The organism is Pseudomonas sp. LBUM1648 (genome assembly GCF_059716145.1).
On record NZ_CP166808.1, the window covers coordinates 2816366 to 2837500 of the forward strand.

The window sequence follows — 21135 nt, forward strand, 5'->3', positions numbered from 1 at the left end:
GACGTCTGCTTTTGGACGATTGTTGATCGATGGAAGAAGGTGCGCAGAAACGTCAGCCGTTACGGCCTGAAAACTGCCGGGCAAGTTGTCGCTGTTCAAAAACCTCGCTGACGAAGTCGATAAACGCCCGGGTCTTGGCTGGCATAAGGGTACGGGTGGCAAAGTACATGGAAATGGTTCCCGCATCGGCGTACCAGTCAGGGACTAATCGCACCAGGTCTCCGCGTTCTATCCAACTGAGCACATCCGGGATTGCGAGAAAGCCGACCCCCAACCCCAGCAACGCCGCTTCGCGCGCGGCCGCAGGATCGTTGACGATGAGGGAGTCCCTGACGCGAGCCGCCATTTCCAGACCTTCCTTATTACGCATGCTCCAGTGCCTGACTCTGCCTGTCCGGCCAGACCGCATGACAATCCCTTCGAAAGACTCAAGTGCTTGAGGGTCGGAAGGGGGCGTTTTTCCGCGCATAAACTCGGGTGACGCGACAGCGATGACATGCGCCGGGGACAGCGGGCGTGAGATCACGCCTTGAGCCAATTCGAACCCACCGCCGATAGCCACGTCGAATCCCTCGGCGATCAGATCGACTTGCCTGTTCTCGAAATGCCATTCAGGATGAATCCTTGGGTACCTGGCCAAAAACTCCGGCAGCAGCGGCAGCACCTGACTGATGCCGAAGGTGGGCGCCATGCTCACTTTCAGCAATCCAGCCGGCTCACCCTGATCCGTTGCGACAGCGCTGATGGCGTTTTGCAAAGCATCGAGGTTGCTGCCGATAGACGCGAGAAAGTGCTCTCCGGCTTCAGTCAGCGTCAGCTTGCGAGTGGAACGATGGAACAAGCGCACGCCCATGTTGCGCTCAAGCATGGCCACATTCCGACTGACCGCTGCCGGGGTCAGCGCGAGCTGCCGTGCGGTGGCCGAGAAGCTGCCGGTCTCGGCGCTACGGACGAAGCACTCCAGATTGGCCAGTGTTTCCATGGATCACCTGATAGCAATGCTTGAAAATGATGTGAGTCATTGCACTCTAATCAATTGATCATCACGGGGCCATGATGATTTCACCTTAACTCAAGAGTGAAATGTTCATGTCCATTCAAACTCTCCCTCTCGCTGGAAAAGTCGCCTTGGTTACCGGCGGTTCCCGTTCGATTGGTGCCGCTGTGGCCAAGCGTCTGGCCGCTGACGGTGCGTGCGTTGCGCTGACCTACAGTGCGTCGCCGGCCAAGGCACAGGAAGTCGTGGAGGCAATTACCAATGACGGTGGGCGTGCCATGGCGATCCTGGCAGATGCTGGTGAACCCGCCGCCGTGCGGGCTGCGGTGGCACAAACCGTTGAGGCGTTTGGCCGTATCGACATTCTGGTCAACAACGCTGGCCTCGCCTTGGGCGGCCCGATCGAGGGCATCGAGTTCGACACCTACGAGCGCATGATCGCCGTTAACGTCACCGGCGTATTCGTCGCCACCCAGGAAGCGGTTCGTTTCATGAAGGAAGGCGGCCGGATTATCCATATCGGCTCGTCCATGACCCGTTATGCGGCGTTCCCGACAGCCTCCCTCTACACCCTGACCAAAGGCGCGATCACTGGATTCAATCGCAGCCTCGTACGTGACCTCGGGCCGAAAGGCATCACGGTCAACACCGTTCATCCCGGCCCGACCGATACCGATATGAACCCCGATGGCGGCCCGGTGAGCGACATCGTCAAGCCTGGCATTGCGCTTGGTCGTTATGGTCAGTCTGCGGAAATTGCCAGTGTGGTGGCGTTCCTTGCCGGCCCTGAAGCGTCTTTTGTCACGGGCGCCGACATCGTCGCCGACGGTGGTTTCACCGCTTGATCCTGTTGGATCGCATCAAGGCGCACCTTCGGGTGCGTTTTTTGTTTTTCCGAATGAAGATTCGAGCCGTTATCTAATGGATACACCGATTTAATTATCCAGGTGGATGGATAGACAAATCGGATTTACCCGGTTTTTCTGTGCAATCGGCAGGCATAGAGTGGATTCACTGGTTCGAAATACCGAACTGAAACCCCACTACGCAGTCACTCGGAGCATTACAGATGAGCAATAAACTGGCAGGTAAAGTTGCACTGGTTACCGGCGGCACCACAGGTATCGGCCTGGCCTCCGCGCAGGAGTTTGCAGCACAGGGTGCAACGGTTTTCATCACCGGTCGCCGTCAGGCCGAGCTGGATGCAGCGGTCGCCCTGATTGGCGACAAGGCATTCGGTATCAAGGGCGATGTGGCCAATCTGGCTGATCTGGATAACGTTTTCTCGGTCATTGCGGCGCAGGCCGGCCACCTCGATATCGTCTTTGCCAATGCCGGTGGTGGCGACATGTTGCCCCTGGGGTCGATCACCGAAGAGCATTTCGACCGCATCTTCAGCGTTAACGTCAAAGGCCTGCTCTTTACCGTACAGAAGGCGTTGCCGCTGCTCAAAGACGGTGGCTCGGTGATCCTGACGGCGTCGACCACTGCCAGCCAAGGCACCGAAAACTTCAGCGTCTACAGCGCGAGTAAAGCCGCTGTGCGCAACTTCGCCCGCTCTTGGCTGCTGGATCTGAAACCGCGCAACATTCGTGTGAATGCCATCAGCCCTGGCCCGGTCGCCACGCCCGGTCTGGCAGGCCTGGTACCGGCAGAACAGGTTGACGGTCTGCACGCGCATCTGGCCAGCCTTGTGCCGATGGGGCGTCTGGGTGATCCGAAAGAAGTCGCCAAGGCCGTGTTGTTCCTGGCTTCCGATGACAGCAGCTTTATCAACGGTATCGAATTGTTCGTCGACGGTGGTGCTGCACAAATCTGATTGCGCATAGCCTGCGTGGAGCGATCACTGCAACGTGGAAAAGTGCTCCACCAGCCAGTCGATGAACACACGGACCCGGTGGCTGAGGTTGCGGTTCGGCGGATAGGCGACATGAAAGGGGTAGGGGGCTGGACGCCAGTCTTGCAGGATGGCCACCAATGCGCCGGTCTCGATATAAGACTGCACGGAATAACTGAACGTATGGATTACACCCAGCCCCGCCAGTCCAGCAGCAATGTGCGCGTTGCTTTCATTGACACTCAACGCACTGTTGCCGATTACCTCAATGTTCTCTTCGCCGCGCTGAAACACTGCCGGGACCGCTCGACGGGTGCGCGCCGATTGATAACTGACAAGGCGATGCTCCTTCTCCAGCTCCGACGGGTGAGCAGGCTTACCCAATCGCTGCAAGTAGGTCGGTGAGGCACAGGTGGTCCAAGAAGCCTCGCCCAGGAACCTTGCCGCCAATGACTGCTCCCGGAGGGCGCCACCGCGAATCACACAGTCGACGTTCTCACTGATCAAGTCGACATGCCGGTCGCTCACGCCAAGGTCGATCTTGATATCGGGAAATCGCGCAAAAAACGCCGGCAAGGCCGGAATGATCAACGAAGTGGCCACGGAACCACCTACATCGACATGAAGGGTGCCGCTAGGATTGAGTCGCGTGCTTTGAAGGCAGGAATCGATCTCTTCAAGATCGCGAATGATTCGAGCGGTCTGTTCGTAATATTTGGCCCCCTCGACGGTGACGGTCACACTGCGCGTGGTGCGTTGGAGCAGGCGCACCCGCAAAAAACTTTCGAGGTCTTGAATCAACTTGCTTACGGTCGCTTTAGGCATCTCCAAAGAGTCCGCAGCCTTTACAAATGATCCCGCTTCGACGACCCGGGCAAACACACGAATGGCTAACAGTTGGTTCATGTTTGGTGATGCCCAGTGGTTGAGTTCAGTCGCTTGAATATTCGACCGATCAAGAGTGAGTGCTTTTTAAAAGAGGCGCTAGAACTTTGCGCGCAAGCGCTTGAACGACCGCCGTCCCCGCAGAGCCCCCCACGAGAAGGCCAGTCCAGCGGCGCCGGATGCAATGAATACGGCGATGTCGCGCAGCAGATACAAGCTGAAGCGCCATGGCTGGGAGGCTCGGCATCTCTGCGTGAAGGATAGCTTAGGGCTGACCCAGACTGGCATCGCCGCATGCGCGCCTCGGCATCGCTCTCGGCCACGAGGGGCAACAGCAACCATTGGTTTGAACTAGGCTTGAATGAAATAACGCGGGAGAAAACCCATGCCCCTCGCCTCCGGAAACCTATTGACCCTGACATTGAGCGCCTTCTTTTGCACCGCCGTGTGCGGAGTAGGGATAGCAAACGCCGATTCTCCACCGGCAATACTGCCATTGGACTCTGAAACTGCGCCGAAACTCATTGCCTACGCGCCGCTTGCCGAGCCACTCGCCCGTGGAGTTGTCATTATTCAATATCAAGCGGATCACGCCAGGGTCATGCCGGTATTTGGCAAAGCGGCTGCCGATGTATCACCGCGTCTCGGGCACCTCCATGTGACCGTCGACGACTGGAAGGGCACATGGGCACATACCAGCGAAGGCCCGATTATTCTGGTGGGACTGACGCCCGGCGCTCACAAGGTTCTTCTGGAAGTAGCCGATCCGACTCACAAAATACTCACCAGCACGACAGTGAGTTTTGTGGTTCCGGAGAAGAAATCAATGGCCGTCTCCGACACTGCAGACGATCACGCCTTGAAACCATAACGGGTGAGGATGTTTTTCGTATTGACATATCGAAAAATGTCGATATCCTCGCGGCATGGACTTACTCGAAATATTCAAAGCACTCTCAAACCGTACACGTCTTGAAATCCTGACCGGTTTGAAGGACCCCGAGAAGAACTTCCCTCCACAGGATGAAGGGGACGTTCACACGGTGGGCGTTTGCGTCAGCAGTATTCAAGAAGGCGTCGGGCTTTCGCAGTCGACGGTGTCGTCTTATCTTGCAACGCTGCAACGAGTAGGCCTGGTCGAAGTCACGCGCATCGGTCAGTGGACTTACTACAAACGCAATGAAGCCACCCTCCGTGTGCTTGCCGAGATCATAGGGAAAGATCTGTAGTTTTTTTTGCCCCAATATATCGAGAAATCTCGATATCCCTTTTTGTCGAAATGAGGATTTACAGTGAAAGCGCTGATACTGAAATCATTTGGCGGTCCGGAATCGTTCGAACTTTGCGACGTGCCCAAACCAGTGCCGCAGGCAGGACAGGTCTTGGTTCGGGTACACGCAACCTCCATCAATCCGTTGGATTTCCAGGTTCGACGTGGCGATTATCCCGATCTGGTGCCGCTGCCGGCCATCACCGGGCACGACGTGTCTGGGGTTGTCGAAGCTGTCGGGCCGGGGGTGACAGCGTTCGCTCCAGGAGACGAAGTCTGGTACACCCCGCAAATATTTGAAGGCTCAGGCAGTTATGCCGAATACCACGTGGCGGCCGAAAGCATCATTGGCAAGAAGCCGCCTTCGCTGAGCCATCTTGAAGCGGCAAGTTTGACGCTGGTTGGCGGGACGGCGTGGGAAGCACTGGTCGGGCGAGCGGCGCTCAGAGTGGGGGAAAGCATCCTGGTGCACGGCGGTGCGGGCGGCGTCGGTCATGTCGCGATACAGCTGGCAAAAGCCATGGGCGCCAAGGTGTTCACCACCGTACGCGAGGCAAACTTCGAGTTCGCACGGGGTTTGGGTGCCGACGTGATGATCGACTACGAAAAGGAAGATTACGTCGAGGTCATCCTGCGGGAAACGGCTGGCCACGGCGTCGATGTGGTGTTCGACACCATTGGGGGCAACACATTGTCGCGCAGCCCCGATGTACTCGCGCAACTTGGGCGGGTGGTCTCGATTGTGGATATTGCCCAGCCACAAAACCTCGTTCAGGCCTGGGGCAAGAACGCCAGTTATCACTTCGTGTTCACCCGACAAAATCGCGGCAAGCTGGATGAGTTGAGCGCATTGGTGGAGCGCGGTCAGCTACGGCCGCATGTGGGTGCTGTGTATTCGCTTGCCGACATTCCACTTGCTCATGCGCGGCTGGAGAGTCGCAACAACGGTCTTCAGGGGAAAATCGCAATTGCCGTCGCGCCGTAGACTCACCTGATCAGTGCGCATTGTTGACTATTGAAACTCGATTTGGAGAAACGCCATGATTTATGAAATCGCTTTGCTCCCGGTTCACCAGCAACACATTGAAAAATTCAGACATGCATTTGCCGAGGTGGCTCCTTTGCTCAGCCGCGCAAAGGGGTATATCGGTCACACGCTCGCTCAGGGGATCGAAACCCCCCATCAATTCAACCTGATCGTGCAGTGGCAAACACTGGAAGATCACACCCCGGGCTTTGAAGCGAGCGAAGACCATCGGATATTCATGCTGGGCCTGGAGGAATATTTTTCGCAGGAGCCCACGGTCTATCACATAGAGGGGCCGGCTTTTTCTACCGGCGAACAAGGATGAGTCGAACAGCGTCCTGACCTGAATGTGTTTGATCGGCGGTATCATTGACTGTGTCAATAACAGCCATTAACTCAATCAGGTTTTCATATCAGATTTGCGGCGTAAGATCGGCCCCATACCCACTCACTGCACTTCTGGAGCACACCGCCATGAAACGTCAAACCATCCTCGGCATCGCTTTCTCGATCTTTGCACTGAACGCTTTTGCCGCGACTGAAACCGACCCATTGTTCAGCGACGCCGTTGCCGCAACTGAAACCGATCCACTGTTCAGTGACGCCGTTGCGGCAACTGAAACCGATCCGCTGTTCAGCGATGCTGTTGCTGCTACTGAAACCGATCCGCTGTTCAGTGACGCCGTTGCCGCCGATGGTTCGGATCGCCTCACAGGCAATCGGGTAGCCGAAGGTGGTTCTGACCGTCTGCTCGAACGCCGTGCAGTCTGAATGCAAGGTTTGACCGCAATACTCGATGAAAGCCCGGCCTCAACCGCCGGGCTTTTTTTTGCCACTTGGTTGCGGCGCTGCTGACGGCCACTGCGCTTTATCAGGGTATCGTCTCGTAGCGGATCAAGTTCATCGGCAAACATCAGCGCCGGCGGGAAATCGCTGAAGTCGCCGTTAATGGACAGATTACGCACCCCACGGCCCAATCGCGCAGCCATTTTCACTCGAACTCAATCTGTCATATTCCGTATCACTTCATTGCACATAGTCACCAGCCCAACGCTTATTCCATGAGGCTGCACTGTGTTCCAACGTCTTCTGTGTTCGCTGTCCGTTCTGAGCCTGTCCATCGCCGCTGCCCACGCTGCCGAGTCCGTTGCGCTCGATACGCCGCGTCTGAGCAGCATCGATAACTTCCGTGACATTGCCGGCCTCACCACCGCGTATTCCACCGCCCATGATGGGACGATGCGTAGTGGCGTGTTCTACCGCTCCAACGCGCTGACCCCGTCGACGGCGGATCTGACGACGCTCAACAGTCTCGGTATCAACGCCATTTACGACCTGCGCACGCCAAGCGAAATTGCCGCGACGCCGGACACCCTGCTCACGGGTGCAACCTACGAAAACATCGACATCATCGGCAGCACCACTTCCGGCGCAAACATCACCACGGTATCGTTCAAAAGCGCCGCCGACGCCATCGCCATGATGGAACAGACCAACCGCGCGTTCGTCAGCGATGCGGGCATGCGCGGCCAGTTCGGCAAACTGTTCAACGAACTCGCCAGCGTCGACGCCGCCCAGTTGTTCCACTGCACCGCCGGCAAGGATCGCACCGGCTGGACCGCTGCCGTGTTGCAGAGCATCGCCGGCGTCGAGGACGCTACCATCATGGCCAATTACCTGGCGACCAACGACTACACCGCCGCCCGCGTCGCCGCCACGTTGAAAGCAATGCCGGCAAGTATGGCGAGCATCTACGCGCCACTGCTCGGCGTGCAGGCCAGCTACTTGCAGTCCGGCCTCGATGAAGTCACCGCCGAATACGGCAGCATGGACAACTACCTCAAACAAGGCCTGGGCCTGTCGCAGGAAACCATCTACGTCCTGCGCGGCAAACTGGTCGAGTACAACAGCCTGCCCGGTCAGGCTGGCCTGATCGGCAACGCGGCTGCCGGCGCCGAGCTTTTGCGCCAGTTGCAGAACACCAACCTGTCCGGCACCTACAGCGCTTACAACTATTACCTGCAATCGGCCATCGACGCAGGCACCCTCGGCGGCGTCGAATCCACGGTAGGCGGCCAAGTCCACGCTGACGCCGCCAGCTACCTGCTGCGCCAGAACGCACTGATTGAACAAGCCGCCGCACCCTTCGCCAGCGGCACCGACCTCAAAGTCGGCCAATACCGTTTGTGGACAACCGTGCTTGCCGGCTACCTCGGCACCGACGGCTCAGCCCATGCCGACAGCAGCAACGAACACAGCCAGGGCCTGATGGTCGGCATCACCCAACGCTTCACCGAACAACTCAGCGCACGCGGCGGCTTCGGCTACAGCAAAGGCACTGTCGGTGGTGCGGGTGGCGAGGCCGATACCGACTTCACCTTCTTCAACATTGGCGCCCGCTACGGCTTCACCAGTCTGGAACGCGGCCTGTTCGTCGATGCCAACGCCAGCGCCGGTTACGTCGATTACGACAGCAAACGCGACCTCGGTAGCGGCCTCGGCACAGCGAAGGGCGACACCCACGGCAACCTCACCGGCGCGACATTGGCGCTGGGTTACCGCGTACCTGTAAGTGGCGTGATTCTGGAGCCGAGTCTCGGCGTGCGTGTCAGCCACCTCGATCTGAAAGGCTTCAAAGAGAAGGGCAGCGAACTGTCGTTGGACGTCGACGACAGCAAACAAACCCGCCGCAGCGCCGTGGCCAATCTCGACATGTCCTTCACCCCGATTGCCATGGGTAACTGGCAACTGGTGCCCGGTGCGCGCGTGGGTTACGAGCATGTACTCGGCAATCATCAGGTCGACAGTGAAGGTCACTTACTGGGGCTGGATGTCGAACAACGCGCCGCTTTCGACAACCGCGATCAGTTCAGCGGCGGCGTCAACCTGATGGCCAGCCTTGGCCCGGTGAGCGTGGGCGCTGAAGTGGGTGCCAGCGGAGGCGGGGATAGCCACGGTTTCGCCGGTAGCCTGAAGGCCAGTTACCAGTTCTGAAAGCGCTGCATTCACAGGCATTCAAGTGCTTGCCCAACTGGCGCCTGAGTATTCGAATGCTTGTGCAGGAACCCATAAAATTGCGCGACAGGCATGGGTCTGGCAAACAGCCAACCCTGCCCGAAATGCACGCCATGACCACGCAAATACTCGCGCTGCGCCTCGGTCTCTATGCCCTCAGCCACCAGTTTCAAGCGCAGACTCTTGGCCATTTCGATGATGTGCACCGTCACCGAAGACGCCGCCGGATCGACGTCGATGCTGTCGACGAACGACTTGTCGATCTTCAACACATCCAATGGCAACTGCTGCAGATGCTGCAGGCTGGAAAACCCGGTGCCGAAATCGTCGATGGCCGCCACAAAGCCCAACTCTCGCGCCCGATTAATCATCTGCCGCGCCGCATCAATCTGCAGAAAGCCGCGCTCGGTTGCCTCAAGCCATATCTGACTCGGCCACACATCAGCCTTGCTTATCGCCGCTTGCAGCCGGGGCAGAAAACGCCCGCTGCTGACATCCGCCGCCGCCAGGTTGATCGCCACATGCAGATCACGCTGCTGCACCAGTAGCGGCCCCAGGTCCTCCAGCACATGGTCGATGACCTGATCCGTGATCGGCAGAATCAAACCACTCTGCTCCGCTAATGGAATAAATGCGTCTGGCGGCACCAGGCTGCCGTCCGGACGCAGCCAGCGCACCAGCGCTTCGGCCCCGACGCAGGCGCCATCGTGCAAATCGATGATCGGCTGATAGTGCACGATGAACTCGTGATTGCGCACCGCCACCTCAAGTTCGGCCAGTGGCGACAAGCGCTGCCGGGTACGCCTGACGAGCATCAACACCAGCATGCCGGCGAGCAGCCCACCCATCGGCAATAACAGCATCTCCCTGCGGATCAGCCCCTGCAGTAACTCATGGCGCGACACGGCGGCAATCGCCACCCAGTCGCCGCTGTGCACCAGCGTATAGAGATAGCCATCCTCCAGCGCTGTGGCCGAGCCCAAATGTACCCGGCTAATGAACCGCTCCGCCCCCGGCCGTGATACACCGACCAGTTGCCCGGCGGCGGTGCCGACCATCAGATGCACATCATCCTCCACCATCACCTGCAAAAACTGCTCAGGGTCGACCAGCACGTTAAACGCAGCATATTGCAGCGCCATCATCGGCTTGGCGGGAACAATTCGCGCCTGAACGCCAAGCGACACACGCACACCATCAGCGGTGGTGAAATCTTCCTTCCACGGCGTCACCCGATGGCCCACCGTCCCCCACGAACCGCAGACGTAAACCTCTTCCTCGACGTAGCCGATCGACTTCACCGAGAAGGTGTTGATGGTCAGCAGACGCATTTCATCGATACTGTCCGGGGTGCAAGGGGCGAGCTCGGACGCAGCGATGCTCTTCAGCACGCCGGCCGCTTCATGAAACGTATTGTTGGCGCGATTCGAGGCCACGACGGCCAGCGATTCCAGACGTTGCTGCGTCGCGGCCAGGTTCAACACCCAGGCGACATAGCCCATCAAAAGTACGGGAAGCAAGACACACGGAAGGCCCAGGAGAATGCTCCCCCAGACAATGCGTTTTTTATTCATTTGACGCCACCTTGGCCCACGGCCCGTGACGTGCGGCTGCACGGCTGTTTCTTCAGCAAAACCAGCTTACCCCCGCCGCCCGCCAGCAAACTTGTCGCAGATCAATATTCCCGAGCAACGCTCAACGCCGACCGATCAACTGTGCAGGACTGACCCCATAAGCCTTCTGAAAATACTGACAAAACCGCCCGACGTTACTAAACCCAAACCGCAACGCCACCTCAGTCACCGACCCCGAATGCCGCTGCGCCAACGTCTCATAGGCCCGCTCCAACCGCACCTGCCGCTGATACGCCACAATCGACGTCCCGACAAACCGCCGAAACCCCTCCTGCAATGCGCGCTGACTGACATTACTCAACCGCGCCAGATCCACACCACTCACCAACTGCTCCGGATGCGCCTGAATAAACTCCACCACCAACTTCACATGCCGCGGCGCAATCAACGGAGCAGGGCGGCGCAAGGCCTCAGTGAAATTGTGCGGCCAGGCTTCCAACACCGCATCAATCAACATCTCCCGCAACCGCGAAGGCATCAACGTGCCGGTGTTGATCAACACATCAAACTCCGTCCCCGTCGCCAAATCGATCAACGCCTTGATCCCCTGAAACGCCGCCGTGTTCAGATCCACCACCGGCTCAAACACAATCTTCTGCAGAACCGGCTTACCCAACAGCATCGACAACCGCTCGGTGAGCTGACCCCGACTAATCGACATCCCATGCTGCGCGTGATTGTCGAGGAAGTGCATCGAGCGAATGTCAGCCTTGTCGATGGCTAAACCGATGTGCGCCATGCCGATGGATTCGGTGGCGTGGTTGAAGATGATCCTGCCGGCAGTGGGGATGACGAAAGTTATCTCGTCCTGCGGGTCTGGGAAGGTCACGGTGAAATCGCCGTGGTAATGCATGCGACGAAAACTGACGCCTTCGTGGCGGCCATAGACACCGCCGATGATGATGTTGGAGGGTAGAGGCGGGGTGTCGGAATAGCGGTTGCCGAAGAGTTTGGAGAAGAGAGCGCCGAAGTCTTCGGAGTGAAGGTTTTCGGAGCGGAGGATGATTTTTTGGCGGGGTGGGGTTGGGAACACTTTAGGCGGTTCCTTGGGTTGGAAGGCATTCGGAGAAGAGGGACGCGTTTGGGCGGGGTGAGGCTAGCAATTGGGTGTGACAGGTCTGTGACGGGAGAGGGGGTTACTGTTGTAAGGTCTGCTTTCGGCCAAAAGCGGACGCTTCTGACGTCTCATGGAAAACCGGCAAGGAGAAAGGGCCAATGTTCTTCATTATCGATTTGATAGCTCATCGAATTGGCGTGTTTGTGTTGGGCGTGCTGAGTGGCGGCCGTTTCAAGGGTGAGAGTGGTTTTGCCTGGGGCTGGGCAGTTGTCGTCGGTGGACTGATTCTGCTATCTCCATTCGCAGCATTCATAGCTGTGCTCATCTATACCAGTGGCCCGTGAGTTAATGTTTGTAATGTTCAGAAACTGCATTTCTCAAACGGTAGCTCTTGGCCGGTCGCTGCCTCAGCGACCGGCTAAAAACGACCCAATGCAGACGCTGACCAGAATTTGGCTAAGGGGCGGGCTTTAGCCCGTCCCAGTGAGCGAAGCGAACGGTTTGAACCAGTTGCTAAGCATGTTTTACTAGCCGTTTCTTTAAATGGTACAAGTTAGTCCCGATTGGGCGGTCCTCAAGAACACCATAAATCTCATACCCATGCCGCTCATAGAACTGTTTCGCATCAACGGTTTTTAAGAATGCAACTACTGCCCCATTGTCGGCACCAATAACTTCTGCTTTCTCCAAAAGCATAGAACCTACTTTTTTACCGCGATGAGATTCCTTAACCCAAAAAGTGTCAATTTCTAAGCCATCCCAGTAACAATTACAGCTTATTGCACCGATGTAGTCGCCTACTTCATCGTGTGCAACCACCATAAACATTTTATCTTCCGACTCTGGTGGTAGATTTGGATATTGAATTCGAAGATATTCTGAAAACCTGTTATTCAGAACTCCTTTGTCCTTTTCTGTTGGAGAACCCAATATATCAATCCTGATTTCCAATTTATTGCTCCTTAAATTCAACTTTTAGGTGCCGAACCGCTTTTGGCATACATTCCATGTTCATGCGTAATCCCTTGAGCAATCAAAAAATCGAGTCTGTAAACGCGACATCCAGAAGGGGGGGAGCGAAATATTACTTTGCACATTACTGACGTATTAGCTGCGTGTCGATGGTCTGCTTTTGGCCGAACTGCGACCACCGCTCGTTCTGACTGATCCACCCTTGTCCTCCATCAACATGGAGGACACGCCATGAATACCGCTACTAGATCCCGCCATCAGCCTTGGAACAAGGGAAAGCTTGTCGGGCAGAAAGCCCCGCTCCGAGTCAGAGATATCTGGGCCATCCGGATCAGACTCCAACTCGCAGAGAAGACACGTGATTTGGCGCTTTTCAACTTGGCCATCGATAGCAAACTGCGTGCCTGTGACTTAACCAAGCTGCGAGTCCGAGACATCGCCCATGGGGAGCATGTGTCGTCACGGGCCATCGTGATGCAGCAGAAAACTCAGCATCCATTGCAATTTGAAATCACTGAGCAAACTCGAACGGTATTGGAAGCTTGGATGCATCGGGCGCGTCTTCGAAGCGAGGACTTTTTGTTTCAGAGCCGATTGCACGACTCAGACCATCTTTCCACCAGGCAGTACGCTCGAATAGTCAAAGCGTGGGCGACCGCTATTGGCCTTGACCCAACCATGTACGGTACTCACACGCTACGGCGGACCAAGGCATCGTTGATCTATCGCAGGACGAAGAATCTGAGAGCTGTCCAACTCCTGCTTGGTCATACGAAACTCGAAAGCACTGTCAGGTACTTGGGCATCGAGGTCGATGATGCTTTGGAAATGGCAGAGCAGACAGAGGTTTAACCAACACTGCGACGGTCTGGGCCAGACCGTCGCTATCCGGCCAAAACCAGACGCTGTGCATACCGCCAACACGCTGATTCCATAGTCCCCCGCACCGTGGGAAATTGCGCCGTACCTGACCACCTGATTGCATCCGCACTGACCAGGCGTTTGCATTGCACTTGACCAAGGCCGCACTTGTTCGAAGGTTGGTACGCTCAGCCTGAAAACGCTGCTGGCCGTCGGGAGTGGAGGGAATAAAGGGCATCACCTGTTCTGCTCTGTGCGCAGGGCTTTAACCAGCTGCACATTTAAACGAATGTAGGGAAATCGAATTGGCTTGAGTGTCGTGCCTTGAGGCGCTCCATGAGGCGGGCCATGTTAATTTCAAATGTTTAGAAGTTGAATTCAATACTGCGGATGGGTGCACTGAAAAGAACTAAAGCTGGTGCGCTAACGCGACTTGGCGACGTACTCCGTCACACTTTCTGTTGATTAAGGAATTGTGCACAGCATCGACTGAACGCTGTGCATTTTGATCGTGCAGGAAGTTCTCTTTTGGTTATGACGAATGTATGGGAGATTGCCCAAACTGTCCCATGAGAGAGTGATTGTAATGAAACAGCGTGATGAACTGATCAGGCGGTGTGTTGAGTTCCTGTCTGAAATCAAAGACAAGACTGCTGGCGCAAACATAGAGCGCTGGCTTAATGACCATTACGGGCCTGGCACTGAAACTTACCAGGCAATTGCTGAACGGGTGATTGAAGGTGTCGCGCAGGGGTGGTTGGCTAACACTGAAATCAGTGGGCCGCATTATCGTCGCAGCCGTTTATGTGAACCGTCAGCGCAAACCTTCTACTTCAGCATCACCGCTGTGTATATCGACAGCAAAGGCCACGAACTGGATAACCCGCAGCACACATTCCGAGGGGATTATCACAGTCATCCCTACGGAGAACTCAACATGGTGATCCCGCTCGACGAGCATGCTGTATTGGCCGGACCTCTCGGTTGGCAAGGCGCCGGCTGGACCGCTCCTGCACCTGGAAGCCATCACTATCCTGAAGTGAAGAACGGAGCATTGATTGCTTTCTTCTTTCTGCCCGCGGGCCGAATTTCCTATGACGTTCAGGCAAATGGCTGAGTTGCAGGTGCATGATCGTTTCCTGCAACCTTGCGCACGCTGGCATATGGGCAGCGATTGTCATTCATTGATGAATCCAGTCACCAGAAATTGGCTATTGGACCGAGGATCGCTGACCCGTCGCTTGAAGCTTTTGTCCGGTAACGAATTTCAAGTCATTGCGTTGCGCAACGAGCCCGGGCGGCTCCTGCCAGAAGAGTGCAAGCTCTTAGACCTGGAAACAGGTGCCAGCGGTTGGATACGTGAAGTGTATCTGGCTGGGCTGGGGCGTCCCTGGGTTTTTGCCCGGTCTATCATTACGTGTATAGATCGTGAGGCCGGTGATTCGCCTTTATTCGGATTAGGGGAGGTTCCCCTTGGAACTGTATTATTTGGCGACGCCCCTTATCAGAGAAGCGAGATTGATGTGTGCCGGTATCTGGAAAACGGGCAGGCAGGTCAACAGGACGCTGAACCGCTTTGGGCCAGACGATCACTATTCAGTCGTCGAAGAAATCGAGTTCTTGTTCAGGAGGTATTCCTGCCAGAACTTTGGGATGAACTGCGCAAGACAGCGTTGGTTAAGTAAAGGCGCGTATGGGTAATACGCGCCTCTGCATCCTTTTGAACTAGCGGGGCGAAGCAGTTTGCTTATCCATGTTCCCAATGTGAACACAGGATGATGCTGCACAGATCTGTGCGTTTGAATTCCGGGTCCTTATAGGCGAGAAAGTCATCGTTGAACGTGCCGAAGGTACTTTGAGGGCGATGTTTCATACCCTGGTAGAACTCGTCGATCATTTTGTGAGCGAATCGGGCCTCCCGTGGATAGGCCGAAATCACTGCATTTCGTTGGTCGTCGGTAAACGCTTCAAAGCCACGTCCCGCCACGTCCATTCCTGCACCCGCCTGTAGAAGGGCGATCTCGGCATGCATGTGTTCCGGAATGCCGGGAGTTGTGTGGAGCGCGATTGCGTTCCACACTTTTTCGACGTCCGTGGCGCAAATGCCATGACCGCGCAGAAAGTCACGTGCTGCGTTGGCGCCGTCTACCTCAAAGCGGAGCTGGCTGTTGTTGTACTTCGACGTCAGACCGACATCATGGAACATCGCCGCGGTATAGAGCAATTCAGGGTCAAAAATCAGGTCCTTTCGTTTACCTGTCATCGCCCCCCAAAAGTAAACGCGTGTGGAGTGTGAAAACAGTAAATCACTTTCGGTGTCGCGAATGAGTTGAGTCACTTCCCGGGCCAGTTGGCTGTCGGGAATTCTTACATCGAAACGTTCGGTCAGTGGCATGAATGCTAACTCTCCAATACGCCAAAACAGGTGTTGGTCGGTCTTAACAAAAGTTTAGAAGCCGTGAAGCGAAGCAAACTCTTCGATTGAAGCCTTTGGCATTTGCGGACGCCGCCAGGCCCATTGCGGATCACCAAACCCCATCGCCATGCCGCAGACCACCAACTCTTCAGAAACCAGCGGCAGGCAGCTACGAAAAACGGTGTGGTAACGAGCGAGGAACTCTTGCGTGCAGGTGTCCAGTCCTCGCGATTTTGCGGCGAGCATGATGTTCTGAATGAACATGCCCAGATCCAGCCAACTGCCTTTTTCAAGACGCCGATCAATGGTGAAAACCAACCCCACCGGTGCATCGAAGAATCGGCAATTGCGTTCGGTCTGAGCCGCCCGTGAGGCAACATCGTCGTGAGCGATGCCCAGTGAGCCGTAGAAGATCGAGCCGAACTCTCGGCGACGGGAAGCGTATGGCTCTGGCAATGGATCGGGAAAGTAGCTGTATTCAGAAGAGGATTGAGCCGGCTGTTTGTGCGCGGCGATGATGGCGTCTGTCAACGTGGCTTTGGCAGCCCCTGTGGTGACATAGACCTTCCACGGTTGCACATTAGCTCCTGTGCCGGCATGACGCGCGGCATGGAGGATGGCGGTGATCACTTCAAGCTCGACTTCACGATTCAGGTAAAAGCGATTGGCAAATCGACTTACCATGATCTGCTCGACTTCAGTCAGCTCAAGTATCGACTCGGTTTGGGCATCAGGCATGATTCACGTCCAGTCATTTAACGTATTAAGGTCCTGACTACCCTACGTTGCAGATTTGCTGTCACTGAAGTGCAATTTTCATCACATGAAAATGCACACCGTGCATTCAGTCTGCGATTACTGTCGGCGTAGGTTACGGTTCTACAATCTCCGCAGACGGTGCCGCATTGGATAGCATGCTGCGCAGCCAACTATGCCCTGGGTCGTGAGTATGTCGTTCATGCCACACCATTTGCACGGAACGTGGTGGGGCTTGCCAAGGCAGTTGCGAAGCGCACGCTACGCCTGATTGGTGGAACAGGTGCGCCAGAGTGCTTGGAACGATCGCAGCCATTTTGGTGCCGGACAGCAAGCTTGGGACGGCAAGGAAATGCGGTTGCACCATCTTGATGTCGGGGTATTTTCCGATCGAAGCAAACGCGGCTGTCAGAGCGTCCCGGTCAAACATTTCAGTGCGCCGCGTCAAACCTCGTTCGGAGAATTCGCCATCTTCCGAGCTGCCTGTGGATATGACCAAAAGAGGGAGGTTTGATAGAGCGTCTAATCCTATTCTGCTGTCGGCGAGTGGGTGATTTTTGGCAATCACCATCATGTCGTGTTCCTTGAAGAGCACTTGTTCGCGCAGCCGGTGAGGAATGCCAGAGAACGAGCCAAGGGCAATGTCCACACGACCTACGTCAATCTGCGCGGTCAGGTCGATTCGGCTGGCGGGCAATACGGTGAAACTCGCGTAAGGCGCGATGGTTGAAATGGCCCGCAAAAAGTTCGGCAGTATCACTGCTGTCATATGGTCAGTCGCGGCAATACAGAACTGGCGATCGGTATGACTTGCATCAAACTCTCTGGGACCGACCGCACGTTCGATCGCTACCAAGGCATCTCGCACCAGCGGCGCCATTTCAAGTGCCCGAACAGTCGGCTCCATGCCGCTCGTCGTGCGCACAAACAACTCATCGTTGAGCAGCGCCCGGAGTCGTGAGAGTGCATGACTGACCGCAGACGGGCTGAGACTGACGACTTCACTCGCCCGCAGGACATTTTTTTCCCGAATGATTGCGTCGAACACCCGTAGCAAATTCAAGTCCAGATTTCGCATTTCCAATTCACCACGTTTTCCTGCCTACCTACCTTCCATCCTGCCGTACCTGGGCATTTCGTTGGTACCAGCCCGATAAAAATTCTAGTCTGTTTCTCCGTCGCGCAAGCGGCACGGACGGGGTTACGTCGAGGATGTGGGACGTAATCCCCGCCATTGGCGTCAAGGTTTATGGCTTTGATTCGGTGGCTTGCACCAGTGTCTCCTTATCATTGGAGAGCAACCAGGCGACGAGGGAGGCGGGCTGGGAGGTGCTTGGATTGCGCGTTACCCGATGCAACTGACCTGGCTCTTCATACCATGCTTGTCCGGCTTTGTAGAGCTGCGGTGGCTGGCCGTCGAGCGCCGACTCAACTTCACCGCTCAGCACAACGACAAACACATGCCCTGGATGTCGATGGGGAGTGGAAGTGGCACCGGGCGCGAAGTCGACACGAACGGCAGTGGCCTTCGCAAAAGCCTGTGGAGGCAACGCAGCTTGAGCGATTGGAGTAACGATTTCATCTCCGGCGCCACCGCCATGAGCCAGGGCAACTGTACTGAGCATGCCTACGAACGTTGCACCGATTAGCTTTACTAGCAAGTTCATGATGTTTACTCCGGCTGCATTGCGAAGCCAACGCCGAAGCGATTCCAGGCGTTGATCGTGGCAATCACAAAGGTCAATTCGGCCAGCTCCTGATCGTTGAAAGCGCCGGCGACTTCTTCGTAGATGTCATCCGGTGCATGAGTCGTTGCGACCAGCGTCAGCGTCTCGGTCCATAACAGGGCGGCGCGTTCCTGCTGATTGAAAAAAGGTGTTTCCTTCCAGGTACTCAAAGCTGCCAGGCGACGTAATGTTTCACCTTGGTTAGCGGCATCGGTGGTATGCATATCAACGCAGTAAGCGCAGCCGTTGATTTGCGATGCCCGGATCCGTACCAACTCCCGCAAAGCGAGTGGAAGCACCGATTCCGAAATGGCTTTTTCCAGCCCCATCATTGCTTTCATCGCCTGTGGAGCAGCGGCGTAATAGTTAAGGCGTTTTGAAGTCATTTCTTTATCTCCAGTCAACCGAAGGTTTCGGCTCTGAAGCAACTGTATTGGCTGAAACTAACGAGATAAACTGGGGTAAATCGACTTCATTGTGCGAGAACTCGGATAATTATGGCTTTTGATCGATTGGAAGCGATGCGTGCGTTTTGCCGAATCGTCGAAACAGGAAGCTTTACACGCGCGGCGCACGCATTGAATGTGGCGAAAACGACGATATCCGGTCAGATACAGGGCCTTGAGTCGCTGTTGTCGGTAAAACTGTTGCACAGGACCACTCGAAGGGTAACTCCTACCACAGATGGTGCCGCTTACTATCAGCGCGCCCGCGCCGTGCTCGATGATATCGACGAACTGGAAGTGTCCATTTCTCAGAGTCGTACTGAGGCGCGCGGGAGGGTGCGAGTGGAGATGCCTTCTCCAGTCGGGACATGCCTCATCATTCCATCCCTACCTGACTTTTCGAAGTTGCATCCGAATATTCAACTGGACATCGGCTGTAGTGAACGCGTGGTCGATCTCGTGCAGGAGGGCATTGATTGTGCATTTCGAGGCGGGCCGATCACGGATGACGGACTGGTGTGCCGGCCGGTGGGGCAGATGCGCTTCTGCTTGTGTGCATCACCCACATACCTCAAAAATACTCTCCCAATATTGAGGCCTGAGGATTTAATGCATCACCGGTACCTTGGTTTCACATTTCCAGGTTCGCGCAAACAGCTGACCCCAGTGCTGCGGAGCGGGGATAAAACGTTCGTGATTGATCAACTTCCGGCAATGCGTTTTAACCACGGGGACGCTTACATGACGGCCGGGCTTTCAGGACTTGGAATTATTTCCGTGCCTCTGGCGCAAGCAAACCCGCACCTTCAATCGGGACAGTTGGTACCGGTTCTGCCTGACTGGATCTTAGGCGGCATGCCCATCAGTCTCATCTATCCCTACTCGCGGCATTTATCAGCCAGGGTAAGGTTTTTTGCAGACTGGGCAGCAGCGCTGATGGCAAACGATCCTCTTTGGAAGATAAACGCATGACCGCCCAGTAGTTCGATGCAGCGCTAATTGAGCGCGAGCGTCGAGCAGATGAACTTGCGCGTTAACTTGTCTGTGGCAGGTCTGGGATGTGGACTGAATACAGCGACGCACCATCCAGCGATCCAACGTTTTTATTTAGCGGACGACGAGCCATATTCATCGATCATTAGCCCAGATGCTGGCGAGAGCGATCGGGCGACTTCGCCGTAGCCGTTACACCATAATCCTAAAATCAAGCTCGCCGAACGACCGCTATGGGTCGAACGCGGTCGTCCATTAGCGTCTGCTTCTGGCCGAAAGCGGACGCATCATGCAGCTTTGTCAGTAGTTGATCCTTCTGGGGCAACAACCTGTCGCTGCCCCAGAGGATCACGACTTACTCCACCGGCACAACGTTATCCAACGCCCGATTCACTGCCAATTCCCCCAGCATCACTACCTGCGCAATTCCTTGCAGTGTCTTGCGAGCCGACCCGTCCACCAGTCCAATCACATTCCCAAGCATGACCGAAGCCGATCCCAGCGATTCACTGGCGTTAACCAGCAATTCCTCAGTCGGGGTTTTTGGGTTTGCGGAGAACATAGTGCTGGTTTTGTAGGGCGTGGCGTTGATGGCGGCTGCGGGTTTCAGGTAGTGGTCGAGGGCGCGTTCGGCGGCTTCGTGGTATTTCTTCGAGTCGGCTGATTCGTAGGGGGACGCTGGATCGGTTTGTGGTGGGTTGGGCGTAATTTTGAACATGGATGACACTCCTGGGAAAACGATTAAGGAGCCTTCACCATTCGCTACCAAACGAGGGGTGGCGGCCATGCACAGGTTGGTAGACCGGCCCAGGAGCCCGGCGCGCCCGAAGACGCCCTACGCATGGCCACCATCAAGCCGAGATGAAAAATCCATCTCTACAGGAGGTGCGCGATGCGCCTGGGTATGCCGGGCTACCAAACCCGATCACTGCTTTTCAGTGACCAGCCCACGATAGAGCCCGCACTCGAGGCGCACAAGCCGGCGGATTCTGGCGTAGTCGTAGGTAATGGCGCAAGGCGTTGTAGCCTGGGATGACGTAACGACGGATGTCTTTAAACAGGGGTGGGATTCAGGTTAAACACAGTGAGGTTTTGCGAAGTGTTTTGGGGGCGTTGGAGTGACTGCTGGTTTGGCGGAGGATTACAGGGGGCGCTTCGCAGCCCAGCGTGAGCAAGTTCTCTCGCCACGGGGGGCACGGCTTCAAGTCCGGGCCGTGTGGCGCTGGACGGCCAGCGATGGCT

Annotated in this window: 24 protein-coding genes; 13 read left to right on the forward strand and 11 right to left on the reverse strand. The window is 56.1% G+C overall.

Annotated features, from left to right (window positions below; genetic code table 11):
- Positions 1-52 precede the first annotated feature (52 nt).
- The gene (locus tag ACA043_RS12980; protein WP_497659399.1) at positions 53-982 is read right to left on the reverse strand and encodes a LysR family transcriptional regulator; all 930 of its coding nucleotides are present in this window, start codon (positions 980-982) and stop codon (positions 53-55) included.
- 107 nt (positions 983-1089) lie between these two features.
- On the opposite strand from ACA043_RS12980, the gene ACA043_RS12985 reads away from it, so the two are divergent.
- Together ACA043_RS12985 and ACA043_RS12990 are read left to right on the forward strand one after the other, a co-directional pair.
- Positions 1090-1842, forward strand: coding sequence for a 3-oxoacyl-ACP reductase family protein (locus ACA043_RS12985; RefSeq protein WP_489881197.1), 753 nt, complete (start codon positions 1090-1092; stop codon positions 1840-1842).
- 224 nt (positions 1843-2066) lie between these two features.
- A complete protein-coding gene (locus ACA043_RS12990) occupies positions 2067-2816 on the forward strand; it encodes an SDR family NAD(P)-dependent oxidoreductase (protein WP_401265109.1) in 750 nt (249 codons plus the stop codon).
- 24 nt (positions 2817-2840) lie between these two features.
- Here ACA043_RS12990 and ACA043_RS12995 read toward each other — a convergent pair whose 3' ends face one another.
- On the reverse strand, positions 2841-3740 hold the full coding sequence (locus ACA043_RS12995) for a LysR family transcriptional regulator (protein ID WP_401265108.1): 900 nt from the start codon (positions 3738-3740) through the stop codon (positions 2841-2843).
- Between the two features lie 364 nt (positions 3741-4104).
- Between ACA043_RS12995 and ACA043_RS13000 the strand changes: the two genes are divergently transcribed.
- The 6 genes from ACA043_RS13000 to ACA043_RS13025 all read left to right on the forward strand — a co-directional run bounded on the left by ACA043_RS13000 (position 4105) and on the right by ACA043_RS13025 (position 9010).
- Positions 4105-4590 carry a DUF6130 family protein gene (locus ACA043_RS13000; protein ID WP_497659400.1) on the forward strand — a complete coding sequence of 162 codons (486 nt, stop codon included), beginning with the start codon at positions 4105-4107 and terminating at the stop codon, positions 4588-4590.
- Positions 4591-4645: 55 nt separating this feature from the next.
- Complete coding sequence (locus ACA043_RS13005; RefSeq protein ID WP_187678678.1) at positions 4646-4948, forward strand: ArsR/SmtB family transcription factor; 303 nt, start codon at positions 4646-4648, stop codon at positions 4946-4948.
- A gap of 63 nt (positions 4949-5011) precedes the next feature.
- Entirely contained in the window at positions 5012-5974 is a 963-nt protein-coding gene (locus tag ACA043_RS13010; RefSeq protein ID WP_497659401.1) for a zinc-dependent alcohol dehydrogenase family protein, read from the forward strand.
- Positions 5975-6029: 55 nt separating this feature from the next.
- Entirely contained in the window at positions 6030-6341 is a 312-nt protein-coding gene (locus tag ACA043_RS13015) for an antibiotic biosynthesis monooxygenase family protein (RefSeq protein ID WP_497617919.1), read from the forward strand.
- Positions 6342-6490: 149 nt separating this feature from the next.
- Positions 6491-6787, forward strand: a complete 297-nt coding sequence (locus tag ACA043_RS13020) for a hypothetical protein (RefSeq protein WP_489881192.1) — start codon at positions 6491-6493, stop codon at positions 6785-6787.
- Positions 6788-7090: 303 nt separating this feature from the next.
- A complete protein-coding gene (locus tag ACA043_RS13025; protein WP_497659402.1) occupies positions 7091-9010 on the forward strand; it encodes a tyrosine-protein phosphatase in 1920 nt (639 codons plus the stop codon).
- 11 nt (positions 9011-9021) lie between these two features.
- Here the strand turns inward: ACA043_RS13025 and ACA043_RS13030 are convergent, their stop codons facing one another.
- Positions 9022-10605: an EAL domain-containing protein gene (locus ACA043_RS13030; protein ID WP_497659403.1), complete on the reverse strand. Its 1584-nt coding sequence runs from the start codon at positions 10603-10605 to the stop codon at positions 9022-9024.
- A gap of 121 nt (positions 10606-10726) precedes the next feature.
- Positions 10727-11698: a helix-turn-helix transcriptional regulator gene (locus tag ACA043_RS13035; protein WP_497617925.1), complete on the reverse strand. Its 972-nt coding sequence runs from the start codon at positions 11696-11698 to the stop codon at positions 10727-10729.
- Positions 11699-11880: 182 nt separating this feature from the next.
- On the opposite strand from ACA043_RS13035, the gene ACA043_RS13040 reads away from it, so the two are divergent.
- On the forward strand, positions 11881-12066 hold the full coding sequence (locus tag ACA043_RS13040) for a hypothetical protein (protein WP_489880063.1): 186 nt from the start codon (positions 11881-11883) through the stop codon (positions 12064-12066).
- Positions 12067-12235: 169 nt separating this feature from the next.
- On the opposite strand, the gene ACA043_RS13045 is transcribed toward ACA043_RS13040, so the two are convergent.
- Positions 12236-12673 carry a GNAT family N-acetyltransferase gene (locus ACA043_RS13045; protein WP_489880064.1) on the reverse strand — a complete coding sequence of 146 codons (438 nt, stop codon included), beginning with the start codon at positions 12671-12673 and terminating at the stop codon, positions 12236-12238.
- 252 nt (positions 12674-12925) lie between these two features.
- Here ACA043_RS13045 and ACA043_RS13050 point away from each other — a divergent pair, with 252 nt between their 5' ends.
- The 3 genes from ACA043_RS13050 to ACA043_RS13060 all read left to right on the forward strand — a co-directional run bounded on the left by ACA043_RS13050 (position 12926) and on the right by ACA043_RS13060 (position 15240).
- Entirely contained in the window at positions 12926-13546 is a 621-nt protein-coding gene (locus tag ACA043_RS13050; protein ID WP_489880065.1) for a tyrosine-type recombinase/integrase, read from the forward strand.
- Positions 13547-14141: 595 nt separating this feature from the next.
- Positions 14142-14672 carry a 4-hydroxylaminobenzoate lyase gene (locus ACA043_RS13055; RefSeq protein WP_140669097.1) on the forward strand — a complete coding sequence of 177 codons (531 nt, stop codon included), beginning with the start codon at positions 14142-14144 and terminating at the stop codon, positions 14670-14672.
- Complete coding sequence (locus ACA043_RS13060; RefSeq protein ID WP_497659404.1) at positions 14665-15240, forward strand: chorismate--pyruvate lyase family protein; 576 nt, start codon at positions 14665-14667, stop codon at positions 15238-15240. Before ACA043_RS13055 ends, ACA043_RS13060 begins: the two co-directional genes overlap by 8 nt.
- A gap of 62 nt (positions 15241-15302) precedes the next feature.
- Here ACA043_RS13060 and ACA043_RS13065 read toward each other — a convergent pair whose 3' ends face one another.
- The 5 genes from ACA043_RS13065 to ACA043_RS13085 all read right to left on the reverse strand — a co-directional run bounded on the left by ACA043_RS13065 (position 15303) and on the right by ACA043_RS13085 (position 18840).
- Positions 15303-15950 carry an HD domain-containing protein gene (locus tag ACA043_RS13065; RefSeq protein WP_489880067.1) on the reverse strand — a complete coding sequence of 216 codons (648 nt, stop codon included), beginning with the start codon at positions 15948-15950 and terminating at the stop codon, positions 15303-15305.
- 54 nt (positions 15951-16004) lie between these two features.
- Positions 16005-16709 (reverse strand): nitroreductase, encoded by a 705-nt coding sequence (locus ACA043_RS13070; protein ID WP_489880068.1) that lies wholly within the window; start codon positions 16707-16709, stop codon positions 16005-16007.
- A 133-nt stretch (positions 16710-16842) separates the two neighbouring features.
- Positions 16843-17805, reverse strand: coding sequence for a LysR family transcriptional regulator (locus tag ACA043_RS13075; protein WP_489880069.1), 963 nt, complete (start codon positions 17803-17805; stop codon positions 16843-16845).
- A gap of 169 nt (positions 17806-17974) precedes the next feature.
- The gene (locus tag ACA043_RS13080; RefSeq protein ID WP_489880070.1) at positions 17975-18394 is read right to left on the reverse strand and encodes a cupin domain-containing protein; all 420 of its coding nucleotides are present in this window, start codon (positions 18392-18394) and stop codon (positions 17975-17977) included.
- Positions 18395-18399: 5 nt separating this feature from the next.
- Complete coding sequence (locus ACA043_RS13085) at positions 18400-18840, reverse strand: carboxymuconolactone decarboxylase family protein (RefSeq protein ID WP_489880071.1); 441 nt, start codon at positions 18838-18840, stop codon at positions 18400-18402.
- Between the two features lie 111 nt (positions 18841-18951).
- Between ACA043_RS13085 and ACA043_RS13090 the strand changes: the two genes are divergently transcribed.
- A complete protein-coding gene (locus tag ACA043_RS13090; protein ID WP_489880072.1) occupies positions 18952-19872 on the forward strand; it encodes a LysR family transcriptional regulator in 921 nt (306 codons plus the stop codon).
- A 376-nt stretch (positions 19873-20248) separates the two neighbouring features.
- On the opposite strand, the gene ACA043_RS13095 is transcribed toward ACA043_RS13090, so the two are convergent.
- Positions 20249-20611: a DUF6124 family protein gene (locus ACA043_RS13095; RefSeq protein WP_497659405.1), complete on the reverse strand. Its 363-nt coding sequence runs from the start codon at positions 20609-20611 to the stop codon at positions 20249-20251.
- Positions 20612-21135: the final 524 nt, after the last annotated feature.

What these genes read in the sequence shown, in the direction of transcription:
- ACA043_RS13070 (WP_489880068.1), bottom strand. Translation starts at nt 16,709, where the DNA reads ATGCCTGATGCCCAAACCGAGTCGATACTTGAGCTGACTGAAGTCGAG.
- ACA043_RS13005 (WP_187678678.1), top strand. Translation starts at nt 4,646, where the DNA reads ATGGACTTACTCGAAATATTCAAAGCACTCTCAAACCGTACACGTCTT.
- ACA043_RS13075 (WP_489880069.1), bottom strand. Translation starts at nt 17,805, where the DNA reads ATGCGAAATCTGGACTTGAATTTGCTACGGGTGTTCGACGCAATCATT.
- ACA043_RS13040 (WP_489880063.1), top strand. Translation starts at nt 11,881, where the DNA reads ATGTTCTTCATTATCGATTTGATAGCTCATCGAATTGGCGTGTTTGTG.
- ACA043_RS12980 (WP_497659399.1), bottom strand. Translation starts at nt 982, where the DNA reads ATGGAAACACTGGCCAATCTGGAGTGCTTCGTCCGTAGCGCCGAGACC.
- ACA043_RS13030 (WP_497659403.1), bottom strand. Translation starts at nt 10,605, where the DNA reads ATGAATAAAAAACGCATTGTCTGGGGGAGCATTCTCCTGGGCCTTCCG.
- ACA043_RS13050 (WP_489880065.1), top strand. Translation starts at nt 12,926, where the DNA reads ATGAATACCGCTACTAGATCCCGCCATCAGCCTTGGAACAAGGGAAAG.
- ACA043_RS13015 (WP_497617919.1), top strand. Translation starts at nt 6,030, where the DNA reads ATGATTTATGAAATCGCTTTGCTCCCGGTTCACCAGCAACACATTGAA.
- ACA043_RS12985 (WP_489881197.1), top strand. Translation starts at nt 1,090, where the DNA reads ATGTCCATTCAAACTCTCCCTCTCGCTGGAAAAGTCGCCTTGGTTACC.
- ACA043_RS13000 (WP_497659400.1), top strand. Translation starts at nt 4,105, where the DNA reads ATGCCCCTCGCCTCCGGAAACCTATTGACCCTGACATTGAGCGCCTTC.
- ACA043_RS13080 (WP_489880070.1), bottom strand. Translation starts at nt 18,394, where the DNA reads ATGAACTTGCTAGTAAAGCTAATCGGTGCAACGTTCGTAGGCATGCTC.
- ACA043_RS13020 (WP_489881192.1), top strand. Translation starts at nt 6,491, where the DNA reads ATGAAACGTCAAACCATCCTCGGCATCGCTTTCTCGATCTTTGCACTG.
- ACA043_RS13090 (WP_489880072.1), top strand. Translation starts at nt 18,952, where the DNA reads ATGGCTTTTGATCGATTGGAAGCGATGCGTGCGTTTTGCCGAATCGTC.
- ACA043_RS12995 (WP_401265108.1), bottom strand. Translation starts at nt 3,740, where the DNA reads ATGAACCAACTGTTAGCCATTCGTGTGTTTGCCCGGGTCGTCGAAGCG.
- ACA043_RS13060 (WP_497659404.1), top strand. Translation starts at nt 14,665, where the DNA reads ATGGCTGAGTTGCAGGTGCATGATCGTTTCCTGCAACCTTGCGCACGC.
- ACA043_RS13065 (WP_489880067.1), bottom strand. Translation starts at nt 15,950, where the DNA reads ATGCCACTGACCGAACGTTTCGATGTAAGAATTCCCGACAGCCAACTG.
- ACA043_RS12990 (WP_401265109.1), top strand. Translation starts at nt 2,067, where the DNA reads ATGAGCAATAAACTGGCAGGTAAAGTTGCACTGGTTACCGGCGGCACC.
- ACA043_RS13095 (WP_497659405.1), bottom strand. Translation starts at nt 20,611, where the DNA reads ATGTTCAAAATTACGCCCAACCCACCACAAACCGATCCAGCGTCCCCC.
- ACA043_RS13055 (WP_140669097.1), top strand. Translation starts at nt 14,142, where the DNA reads ATGAAACAGCGTGATGAACTGATCAGGCGGTGTGTTGAGTTCCTGTCT.
- ACA043_RS13085 (WP_489880071.1), bottom strand. Translation starts at nt 18,840, where the DNA reads ATGACTTCAAAACGCCTTAACTATTACGCCGCTGCTCCACAGGCGATG.